The following is an 11,551-nucleotide window of genomic DNA, read 5'->3' as shown; positions in this document are numbered from 1 at the left end:
AATTGATCCTGAAATATTTAGTTAAGAGTTTTAGAAATTGAGAGAAAAGCAAATTCTAGATAAATTCATTAGGGACAAAAAAATTAGAGGGATAAACTTTTTAATAGGTAGTGGATTAGCATTTAGTCTAATGAGTGTATGCGTGAAAGCCCTTGGGGATAGGATCCCTGTTTCAGAATTAGTATTCGCCAGAGCCACAATTAGCTTAATAATTACAAGATTATTGTTATTTAAAAACAATATTAATCCTTGGGGATATCAAAGAAAACTATTGCTTATAAGAGGTTTACTAGGAACAATAGCTCTTTTTTCTATCTTTAAAGCCTTGACAGTTTTACCGATTGCAACGGCAACGGTAATACAATATATTTATCCTACATTTACAGTGATATGTGCATATATTCTTTTAAAAGAATATATATTTAAAAGAATAATTTATTCCATAATTTTAGGATGGTTAGGGATATTATTAGTTAGTCAGCCAGAATGGATTTCAAATAACAATAAAATAGAAATAGCATCAGCTATTGCAGTTGCATTAATAGGGGCCCTCATGACATCGCTTGCTTATATATGCGTAAGGAAATTATCAGCCAAAGAGCATCCTCTTGTTATTATTTACTATTTCCCTTTAGTATCAATTCCATTATCTTTACCATTTTTAATTAATAATTTTGTTTTGCCAAATGGTTTTGATTGGATTTGGATATTAGGAATCGGTTTTTTTACACAAATTGGGCAAATCTGTATAACCGAGGGTCTCAGGCTTATTCCTGCGGGCCAAGCTACTTCACTAAATTATTCTCAAGTAATATTTTCGTGCATATGGGGATTATTAATTTTTAAAGAGCCAATATCAAGTACAGTTTTTTTTGGTGGTTTTTGCGTTCTCATATCCACTATTATTAGTATAAGTGCATCAAAAAGCTCACCAGCGTGAATTTACATATGAACTTAAAAACTGGATTTTTATTACTCATTATTATTTGTACTGGATCAACTTCGATTCTTGCAAACGAATATCAACGTGGATTCTCATCAAGTAGAACCTGCACAAGGAATGAATATAGAGAGGAATACATCCCAGGAACAAGAGATGATCCTGGATATGTAAAAAAATGGGAAGAAACTGTAGAAGTTCCTTGCCCAGGTTTTAATTCAACAACTGATACAAATAAATTTGATAATAATGATTGCTCAGAAGGCAAAATTGCTGGCGGGATATTAGGGGCTGGCTTGGCTACTGCAATTTCCAGAGGAAAAGATCGTTGGTGGGCAATTCCAGCAGGACTTGTGGGTGGATCAATGGTTGGATGTCAGATTGATGGCGGCTAAAAAATCTTTCTTTATCAATTGAATTTAAATTAATTGTTTGATAATGATTAGTTGGCTAAAAGGTCATGTATTACATAAATGGCAACAATCTTCCAAGAAAGGCATTGTTCTTAATGTAGGAGGTATTGGTTATGAAGTACAAATATTATCAAACCAATTAAATATAATTGAAATTCCTAATGAGATTGCACTATGGATTCACCAAATAAATCGTGAAGAATATACAAATTTATATGGTTTTCAAGAAATTAGTCAAAGAGATTTATTTAGAAAAATAATTAGTGTTAATGGAATAGGGCCACAAATTGGAATGGCATTGCTAGAGGATAATAAGGTTAATGACTTGGTAGAGGCCATTGAAGAAAATGATTTAAAGTTATTAACTCAATCTCAAGGAATAGGGAAGCGTATTGCAGAAAGATTAGTTGTTGATCTCAAAAATAAACTCAAGGAATTCAAAGATATTAGTGAACTTTATAAAAGTTGTAAACACTCAAAGCAATCTAATAACTTTAAACAATATGTCGAAGAACTTGTTTCAACTCTCAACTCACTTGGCTATATGGATAATGAAATAAAAGAATCAATTAAATCTATAACAATGAATGAAAAAACAATTAGTTTAGAAATAAATTCTCTATCAGCAGAAGCCAAATCAAAGTTGTTTGATCAGCATCTTAAAGAGATTCTTATAAGATTGAGTCAAAAAAGCACTTGATAGAAGGCTAGGGACTAAATTAGACTTAAATAAATAAGAGAAACAAAAACAAAATGTCACTTGGCACAGAAGAGAAACAAGTCCTAATCAACTCTCATCAAATCCATCCAACTGATACTGGTTCAGTAGAAGTTCAAGTAGCCATGCTTACTACAAGGATTTCAAAATTAAGCAAACATCTCCAAGGCAATATTCATGATTTTTCATCAAGACAAGGATTGCTTAAAATGATTGGTCAGCGCAAAAGACTTTTAAGTTATGTTCGTAATAAAAGTGAAAAAAGATATACCGAACTAATAGAAAAACTAGCTATTAGAGGATAATTACTGATATCACATTATAAAAAGCTAATGAAAGGAGAGAAAAAAACTAAAAAAACAAATTCTAAAGAAATAAAAATAGGTTTTTCAAGTGGTAGTACTATCCCAAAAATTGAAAAAAATATCTCTTCAAAAACAACTAATAACAATACTGGTATTCCAAAATATGTTGCCAACAGAATGGCTAGAAGAATAGCTTTTACAACAGGAATCCCAACTCTTAGTGGCATGGGGGTCTTTATTGGAAGTTATTTTTTAATAAGCAAAGGTATTGCAGAAATCTCCCCTACAGTCACGCTGGTAAGTTCAGCGATGTGTTTCCTTGTAGGTTTACTTGGATTAAGTTATGGAATACTTTCTGCAAGTTGGGATTTCAATCCTGGTAGTTTTTTTGGTTTTGAAAACATAAAGCCAAACATAAAAAGGATGAAAGATGCATTCAAAACAAGTCAAAAAGATATTTCTAGTTAAAAATAAAATTAAATTACAAGACTTTTACTCGATCTTGCGATGAAGGAATTCTTAGACAATAACTCCAATGCTAAGTCTGTATCCTTTACGCAAAATTGATCCCCCAATCGTACATACCTAGTATTACTATTGTCCTTTAGACATGCTACTACTGGTATTCGTACACCTAATTCATTTCTGGCAGGTCTGTTTTTAGAAAGGCATTCTCTTAATTTATGCTGAATATTGATATCTGTAGCTTGATCGGGACACAGATCAATCAAGAGAAATCTTAAATCGTCAATTTCACGGCAATCATCAACAAGCAATTGAACAGTTTCATCTCTTCTATCCACGCTGCCCCATATCAATAACCTCGTTTCAACCATCAAATGCTCAGATAATCTTTCATAACTTTTTGGGAAGACAACCGCTTCACAAGAACCAGTCAAATCCTCTAGTTGAATAATCGCCATCCTGTCACCTTTTCTAGTTGTGACTTCTCTCATCTCTGGAATCATTGCAATAACACTGACCTTTGACTTATCCTTCTGCTCTTCTAAAGAGCCAATACTAATAGGAGCAATCAATTTCGCAGGTTCTGAAAGTTGCTTCAAAGGATGATCAGATAGATAGAAGCCAACATGCTCTTTTTCTAATTTAAGTTTGTCTGAAGGAGGGTACTCGTTGACTTGTTTGGCCTTTGGAGCTGAAGAATAATCATCATTCGGTGATACTTCATTGTTTGTGGAAATAGAAAGATCGAAGAGATTACCTTGGCCGCTAGATCTATCTTTTGCTCTAGAAGAAGCCCATTCAATAGTTAAATCCAAATCAGCAATAAGCTGAGCTCGATTTGAATTTTCTTCAAGACAATCAAGTGCTCCACTATGTATCAAGGCCTCAAGTCCTCTTCTATTAACAGCACTAAGTGAAATTCGATCACAGAATTGTGCTAACGAAGTAAATTTGCCATCTTCATCTCTAGAAGTAATAATTTGTCTAATTGCACCATCACCTAAATTTTTGACAGCTGAAAAACCAAAAAGAATTGAATTATCTATTGGAGTGAAGTCAACACCTGAGGTATTGATATTTGGAGGCATTACTTTTATGCCCATTGAATTACAGTTAGAAATGTACCTTTGAACCTTGTCAGTCGAGCCAGCGTTAACTGTAAGTAATGCCGCCATATAAGCGACAGGATAATGTGCTTTTAAATAAGCAGTCTGATAAGTAACCGCGCCATAAGCAGTTGAATGACTTTTGTTAAAGCAATATTCAGCAAACAAAACCATTTGATCAAATAACTGTTCAGCAACAATGGTTGAAACGCCATTATTAACCGCTCCATCAACAAAGAGTGTTCTATGACGCTGCATTTCGGATACTTTTTTCTTACCCATTGCCCTTCTTAATAAATCTGCCTGACCAAGCGAATATCCTGCTAAATCCTGAGCGATCTTCATGATCTGCTCTTGATAAACCATGATTCCATAAGTCTCACCTAAAATAGGCTCAAGTGACTGATGTTGAAAATCAATACTCTCCTTACCATGCTTTCTATTTATAAATTTAGGAATTAATCCTGCATCAAGAGGACCAGGACGATAAAGAGCAAGAATTGAAGAAATATCTTCAAGAGATGAGGGTTTTAAATCTCTTACTATTTGTCTCATTCCACTAGATTCAAGTTGAAAAATTCCTTCTAAATCACCCCTAGAAAGTAATTCGAATGTTTTTTCATCTGTGAAAGGCAAAGAATCAGGATCTAATCTCTTACCAATTGATTTCTCAACTAAATCGATGGTCTTATCTATCATTGTAAGATTTCGAAGTCCTAAAAAGTCCATCTTCAAAAGGCCAAGTGATTCAATATCTTCCATAAAGTATTGAGTGATTATTTGTCCATCATTATTTCTTTGAAGAGGAACTAAATTATCAAGTGAATTAGCGGCAATAACTACACCTGCTGCATGCACACCAAAAGTCTTATTTGTACCTTCTATCCTCATTGCCATATCAACCCATTTCTTTACTCTTGAATCATTATGATATTTTTCATAGAAATCCTTATTTGGAGATTCTTTTGAAATCATAGATGACAATTTTGCAGGTTTACCTCTTACTACTGGAATTAATTTCGCTAAACGATCTGCATCTCCATACGGAATATCAAGTACACGAGCAACATCTTTCAAAACAGCCTTAGATGTCATTCTGTTAAATGTAATTATCTGTGCAACTTTATCTTCACCGTACTTTTTAGTAACATAATCTATAACTTCTCCACGTCTTTCAATACAAAAATCAGTATCAATATCAGGCATTGACTTTCTCTCAGGATTGAGAAATCTTTCAAATAATAAACCATTTTCTACTGGGTCAATATTAGTTATTTGAAGAGAGAAAGCGACTAAAGAACCTGCTGCCGATCCCCTACCTGGACCTACAGGAATATTTTTCTCTCTTGCAAATCTTATATAGTCCCATACAACAAGAAAATAAGTAGGAAACCCCATTTGTTCTATTACATCTAACTCATAATCAAGTCTTTCTTTATAAGCACATGGAAAATTTTCAACTTTATCAATATCTAATATTTTTTTTAAACCATTAAGAGTAATCTCTTTAAGATACTCGATTGGTTTATATCCATAAGGTATGGGAAAATTAGGCATCTTATAAGTCCCTAATATAGTATACTCTTCAACCTTGTTTGATAATTTAATAGTATTTTCTATTGCACTATTTATGACATTCTTGTCTAAATGATCAGTAAATAAACTTTTCATTTCCTCCTCAGATTTTATATATTCAGTACCTGTATATCTTAATCTTTTGTGATCACTAATTAATTTACCAGTCAAAACGCAAATCAATGCATCATGTGCTTCAATATCATTCTTTGACACATAATGAGCATCATTGGTAGCTACAATTTGGATATCAAGTTCTTCAGATATTCTAACTATTTCACTATTAACAATTCTATCCTCAATTGATCCATGGTCTTGAATTTCAAGATAAAAATCATCCCCCAAAATTTCTTTATACCAAGCTGCTACTTCTCTAGCGACATCATTTCTTCCCTTTAATATGGCTTGTGGGATCTCTCCACCTAAGCAAGCTGTTGAACAAATTAATCCTTCACTATATTTCTTGAATAAAGACTTATCTATACATGGTCTTGAAAAAATCCCTCTTCCTCTAACACCGTTTAAATGACTTAGTGTGGTTAATTTTACAAGATTTTCATAACCAATTTGGTTTTTTGCAAGAACAACAAGATGATATCTTTTTTCTTTTTTAGGCTGAGGATCATCAATTGAACCATTGATAACGTACATCTCATTTCCAATAATTGGCTTTATATTTGCGGCCTTACATAACTTCAATAATTCAATCGCGCCATACATTACTCCATGATCAGTGAGGGCTAGAGCTGGCATCCCTAATTCCTTTGCTCTTTGAACCATCAATGGGAGTTGACTAGCTCCATCGAGAAGGCTGTAGTCACTATGATTATGAATAGGAACAAAAGCCATTAATATCGCACGAAGCTACACTGTATATAGTGTAGCGATAATTATGTTCTCCACATGAAGTGGTTTAACCTTTATAACGTGAAATCTGTTTTAGGTCTATTTTTATAAACCTCAGCAGCTTTCTCAAATTGATTAGCTACTTGAAGAAGTTTCCCTTCTTCAAAAATATTACCTATCAGCTGTAACCCTATAGGCAATCCAAACTTGTCAAAACCACATGGCAGGCTAATAGCAGGCAAGCCAGCTAAATTTGCTGGAATCGTTAATAAATCCGATAAGTACATCGCCATAGGGTTATCAATGTTATCTCCAGAACCGAAAGCAGTAGAAGGAGCTGTAGGAGCCAACAAAACATCAACTTTTTTGAAGGCTTCATCAAAATCTCTACGAATCAACGTTCGAACTTGCTGGGCCTTCTTGTAGTAAGCGTCAAAATAGCCAGCGGATAGGGCATAGGTTCCTATAAGAATTCTTCGTTTAACTTCACTCCCAAAACCAATTGATCGACTTTTTGTGGTCATTTCTATGAGAGATTGTTCATCTTCAGAGCGGAATCCATATTTGACTCCGTCGTACCTAGCTAAATTCGCAGAAGCCTCAGATGGAGCAATAACATAATAAGTTGCGATTCCATCATTAAAGCGAGGACAAGAAACATTAATAATCTCAGCTCCTAAATTTTCTAGAAGCGAGGCAGATCCAAGAACAGATTCTTTAACATCAGTGGCTAAACCTTCATGCTCAAAACAGTTGTCAATCAAACCTATTTTCATTCCCTTAATTGAATTCGAAAGGGTCTCTAAATAATTGGGAACAGGAATATCAACGGTAGTAGAATCTAACTCATCTTTGCCCGATATGACTTGTAAGATTTCAGCTGCATCAGAAACACTGTTCGCAAATGGACCTACCTGATCTAAAGAACTAGCAAAAGCTATCAACCCCCATCGACTTACGCGACCATAAGTTGGTTTCATCCCTACAACTCCACAAAAAGAGGCTGGTTGTCGGATTGAACCACCCGTATCAGATCCAAGTGAGCCATAACATAATTCGGCAGCAACAGAAGCTGCACTGCCTCCTGAACTTCCTCCAGGAACTTTTGTAATGTTCCATGGATTTAAAGTAGGACCAAATGCAGAAGTTTCAGTAGAGCTACCCATCGCAAATTCATCCATATTTGTCTTACCAATCAATATTGCTCCTGCTTTTAAAAGCTTTTTTGTGACGGTTGACTCATATGGGGGAACAAAGTCACCCAAAATCTTGCTTGCACAAGTTGTCTTAATTCCTTTAGTGCACAGGTTGTCTTTAATAGCTAATGGAATTCCTGAAAAAAGCGGAACACTTTCGCCAATAGCAATTTGATTATCAATATGTTCAGCTTTTCTTAGGGCAAGATCAGTATTAACAGTTACGAAGGAATTGAGGGTTGGATCTAAATCTTTAATTCGGTTAATTTTTTCTTGAACAAGCTCTTTGGAAGAGACTTCACCACTTTTCAATTTCTGGCGTAAGTCTGCAAATGTCATTCTTAAATAATAAAAAAATATTTTTAAGCTTATGACGTAAGAGGCTCATTACGGCGACACCTAATTAAACTATGATTAATTTTCTGAGGTGACTCTGCCGAAAGATCGTCTACAAATCCATTCAATCTTACTTTCAAACTACGACGAGTAAGAAATGGACCAAACCAATAAGTTACCTCAGGTTGAATTGTCTCAACCTTAGCCCACCAGGCCAAGCCAAAACTATTACCTAAGCTTCGAAGAGCCCTAATGGGACCCATAAGTAAACTGCATTTTGTTCATTATAGTTTCTTGAGCAGATGTTTATCAAATAAAAAAGGAATATTATGTTCACTTGATGATTAAACAAATATTTGAAGAAATAGAATGTTGAGTATAAAACCTTTGAGTGATGTAATTAATAATGTAATTTGATTATGAAGTTTTAAAGATCCTAATAAAACTATAAAAAATATACGCTTCTTTTTGATTTGTATTTAAAGAGATTAGTTATTATTTTCAGTTGAAATCTGAGGTTTCAACAATCTAGGAGAAGGGTCTTGTCCAGAAATTGAGCGCATCCATCTAGATCTAGCCACTTCATATAAGAAAATGGACGTAGCGACTGATGCATTAAGGCTAGTAGTGACTCCCTTGAGTGGAATCCTTACTAACTGATCACACAACCTTCTGGTTATGAGAGAAATTCCTTTATCTTCAGACCCAACAACTACTACTAAAGGACCTTGGAATTTGATTTCAGACAAAGTGGAAGGTCCTTCCTCAGCAAGGCCGACAACGGTATAACCTTCATCTTTTAATTTCTCCAAGGATCTATTTAAATTAACGACTCTTGCCACCGGCAAATGTTCTAGAGCCCCAGCAGCAACTTTTGCTACAGATCCTGTTAACCCTGCGCTGCGTCTTTGTGGAAGAATTAAGCCTTGAGCACCAAGGGCTTCTGCAGAACGAATTATAGCGCCAAGATTCTGAGGATCAGTTAAGCCATCTAAAGCCAAGAGCAATGATGAATCACCAAAAGCTTTGCAAGCCTCAATTAAATTCTTCAAGTCATGTGTTTTTGATGCTGCAATTTGTAAAACTATTCCTTGATGAACTGCGCCATTGGTGAGCTGACCAAGCCTTGACCAAGAAACTTCTTCAACCAAGACTCCTGACGATTTTGAATCTTTGAGAAGTTGATAAAACTTTGGCGAACTTCTTAATTCAGAGGTACACCAAATTCTATGAATTGCTCTGCCACCCAAAAGGGCTGACTCAGTTGAATGACGTCCCCAAATCAAATCATCACTTAATGTTTTGGTAAAACTTTCCGAATATGAAATAGGTTCTTTTTTCTCTGTCCTTCTGTAATTGTTAGTTTCCTGAAAATTTTGGTTTCTATATGATGAGTTTTTCGATAGCCTTTCGAATCGATTGGATCCTCTGTTGTTTGAATTTGAGTAGTTACTACTTCTTGATCGATTAGATGATTCTTTATCTACTGAGTATTGATTTACTTGATCAGATGAAAGACGGTTAATTTTATTACTTCCTCTTCTTCGATCATTAAAATTAGACTTTTTAGAATCATTATCTTGACGAAAATAATTACTACTTCGTTTATCAGATGAAGAGTTTCTTGAATTTGTATTGTCTTTATTGAAGCGATAACTCATTTTATAAGAACTATTTTCTAGTTAATTGGTCGATCAAGAAGATCGAATAAATCAGCAAGCCGATTTGGATTTTTCAAAAACAACCATCCAACAATAGTCTCAAATCCGGTAGCAATGGCATATGTGGCTGCATCTACATTTTTAGGACCCCTTCCTGCTTTGTTTCTACCTTTTCTGAGGAAATCCTTTTCAATATCAGTTAAAAAAGGTTCGATTTTACTGATTGCTTTAGCTTGACTAGATGCATTCACCTCATTGACAACGGCATTGTGCAGATCCTTAGAGCGCATTGGGCTATTGCAATATCGCAACCTGTGATGCATTTCCCACACAGCGTCTCCCAACCAAGCCAATTGAAGAGGGCCCAAGCCATCAGGAGAAATGGTTGATTTATAAGAGCGAATCCAATCAGTCAAGCTGATAATTTGCTAATTGCAGTATTTAGATCTGGAGCCAAATGAAGGAATTCCTCTAATCGAACAAGTTTAATTGTTTGAATGACTCTGGGATTTCCAACAACGTTAAATGATCTTTTTGACTGAGTACATTTTTTAGCTGCTTGGACCATGGCACCTAGACCACAAGAATCAATGAAATCGATATTCGATAAATCAATTACTACTGATAGTTGATTAGAAGCTAAAACTTCATTGATATATGTTGTGAATTGTTTCTCTGAATATGCATCTAGTTGACCAGTGAAATTAATCACCAAACAACCATTTTGCTGGCTAAAACCACCTCTAAGAGAGACAGTAATTCGTTGTAATTCAGTTATGGGATTAGTCCCCTATCACTTCATGATGGAAGTGTAGTGATAGAAACCAAATTAATCCACGATTCTTCGTCGTTCTTCTATTAAGGTTACGAAATGATTAAAATGATGATCAGCGTCGTGAGGTCCTGGGCTTGCCTCGGGGTGATATTGAACACCAAATATGGGTTTATCTATTACTGAAATAGCGGCCACTGTTTGATCATTTAAATTTACTCGTGTGATTTTGATGTTCTCGGAATCAAGAGATTCCGAATTCAAAGCAAAACCATGATTTTGACTAGTAATTTCAACTTTTCCATTCAATCCACATGGATGATTTAATCCTCTATGCCCATAAGAAAGTTTAAAAGTTTTTCCACCTAATGCCAATCCAAGGATCTGATGTCCCAAGCAGATTCCAAATACAGGTATTTTTTTATATTCAATTAAATTTTTAGCTAGCTTAATTCCACTATGAACTGTGGATGGATCCCCAGGGCCATTGGAAAGGAAAACACCCTCAGGGGATAAAGCTAAAACTTCGGATATTTCTGCATTTGCGGGTAAGACTGTTACTTCGCAACCATGAGCAACTAATCGATCTAATATAGACTGCTTTATCCCAAAATCTATAGCGATAACTTTGTATGGAATTGGTTGAATATTTTTGATTCTCTTATCAAATGAAACTGCACAACTAGAATTAACTTTAAAAGAGCTTTTAGTTGTAACTTTATCGACAAGATTAAGACCACTCATTGAAGGAGATTTTTGTAAAACAGAAAATAATTCAGGTATTGAGGAGTTTGATACTGATGAGATAATTCCATTCAAGGAGCCAGACTCTCTTAAATGTCTAACAAGCGCTCTTGTATCTATTCCATGAATTCCAACAACATTTTCATCCTTTAGCCATTGTTCAAAAGAAATTTCATGTCTCCAATTACTGGAAATTTTTGAGACTTGACGAGCAATCACGCCTCTAACAGAAGGATGGGATGATTCATTGTCCTCAGAATTGACTCCAGTATTTCCAATCTCTGGGTAGGTAAAAGTAATAAGCTGACCATAATAACTTGGATCAGTTATGACCTCCTGATAACCTGTCATACCAGTATTGAATACAACTTCTCCAGTAATAGTACCTTCCGCACCAAAAGATAATCCTTCAAAATAGGTCCCATCCTCTAATAACAATATTGCAGAGCTATCTGTATCAAAAAACATAAGAAA

12 protein-coding genes are annotated in these 11,551 nt (G+C 34.9%); 5 read left to right on the top strand and 7 right to left on the bottom strand.

The window, feature by feature from the left end; genetic code table 11:
* Positions 1-37: 37 nt before the first annotated feature.
* From AC6EJB_RS01425 to AC6EJB_RS01405, 5 genes are read left to right on the top strand one after another with little or no spacing between them, the layout of a single operon-like run.
* Complete coding sequence (locus AC6EJB_RS01425; protein WP_498491944.1) at positions 38-940, top strand: DMT family transporter; 903 nt, start codon at positions 38-40, stop codon at positions 938-940.
* Between the two features lie 8 nt (positions 941-948).
* Positions 949-1,335 (top strand): cAMP phosphodiesterase, encoded by a 387-nt coding sequence (locus AC6EJB_RS01420; RefSeq protein ID WP_498491943.1) that lies wholly within the window; start codon positions 949-951, stop codon positions 1,333-1,335.
* A gap of 43 nt (positions 1,336-1,378) precedes the next feature.
* Positions 1,379-2,053, top strand: coding sequence for a Holliday junction branch migration protein RuvA (ruvA, locus tag AC6EJB_RS01415; RefSeq protein ID WP_498491941.1), 675 nt, complete (start codon positions 1,379-1,381; stop codon positions 2,051-2,053).
* 53 nt (positions 2,054-2,106) lie between these two features.
* A complete protein-coding gene (gene rpsO, locus AC6EJB_RS01410; RefSeq protein ID WP_498491939.1) occupies positions 2,107-2,376 on the top strand; it encodes a 30S ribosomal protein S15 in 270 nt (89 codons plus the stop codon).
* 27 nt (positions 2,377-2,403) lie between these two features.
* Positions 2,404-2,844, top strand: a complete 441-nt coding sequence (locus tag AC6EJB_RS01405) for a PAM68 family protein (protein WP_498491937.1) — start codon at positions 2,404-2,406, stop codon at positions 2,842-2,844.
* 8 nt (positions 2,845-2,852) lie between these two features.
* Here the strand turns inward: AC6EJB_RS01405 and AC6EJB_RS01400 are convergent, their stop codons facing one another.
* The 7 genes from AC6EJB_RS01400 to carA all read right to left on the bottom strand — a co-directional run bounded on the left by AC6EJB_RS01400 (position 2,853) and on the right by carA (position 11,545).
* Entirely contained in the window at positions 2,853-6,371 is a 3,519-nt protein-coding gene (locus AC6EJB_RS01400) for a DNA polymerase III subunit alpha (protein ID WP_498491935.1), read from the bottom strand.
* Positions 6,372-6,442: 71 nt separating this feature from the next.
* Complete coding sequence (gene gatA, locus AC6EJB_RS01395) at positions 6,443-7,903, bottom strand: Asp-tRNA(Asn)/Glu-tRNA(Gln) amidotransferase subunit GatA (protein WP_498491934.1); 1,461 nt, start codon at positions 7,901-7,903, stop codon at positions 6,443-6,445.
* Between the two features lie 29 nt (positions 7,904-7,932).
* Positions 7,933-8,163: a DUF1816 domain-containing protein gene (locus AC6EJB_RS01390; RefSeq protein WP_498491933.1), complete on the bottom strand. Its 231-nt coding sequence runs from the start codon at positions 8,161-8,163 to the stop codon at positions 7,933-7,935.
* A gap of 225 nt (positions 8,164-8,388) precedes the next feature.
* Complete coding sequence (gene rlmB / locus AC6EJB_RS01385; protein WP_498491931.1) at positions 8,389-9,561, bottom strand: 23S rRNA (guanosine(2251)-2'-O)-methyltransferase RlmB; 1,173 nt, start codon at positions 9,559-9,561, stop codon at positions 8,389-8,391.
* 17 nt (positions 9,562-9,578) lie between these two features.
* Positions 9,579-9,977, bottom strand: coding sequence for a Mini-ribonuclease 3 (locus AC6EJB_RS01380; RefSeq protein WP_498491930.1), 399 nt, complete (start codon positions 9,975-9,977; stop codon positions 9,579-9,581).
* The gene (locus tag AC6EJB_RS01375; protein ID WP_498492944.1) at positions 9,974-10,321 is read right to left on the bottom strand and encodes an STAS domain-containing protein; all 348 of its coding nucleotides are present in this window, start codon (positions 10,319-10,321) and stop codon (positions 9,974-9,976) included. Before AC6EJB_RS01375 ends, AC6EJB_RS01380 begins: the two co-directional genes overlap by 4 nt.
* A gap of 69 nt (positions 10,322-10,390) precedes the next feature.
* Positions 10,391-11,545 carry a glutamine-hydrolyzing carbamoyl-phosphate synthase small subunit gene (gene carA, locus AC6EJB_RS01370; protein WP_498491927.1) on the bottom strand — a complete coding sequence of 385 codons (1,155 nt, stop codon included), beginning with the start codon at positions 11,543-11,545 and terminating at the stop codon, positions 10,391-10,393.
* Between the last annotated feature and the right edge of the window lie 6 nt (positions 11,546-11,551).

This window comes from Prochlorococcus sp. G4PB17, from assembly GCF_059772445.1.
This window is presented reverse-complemented; position numbering and strand designations above follow the sequence as displayed.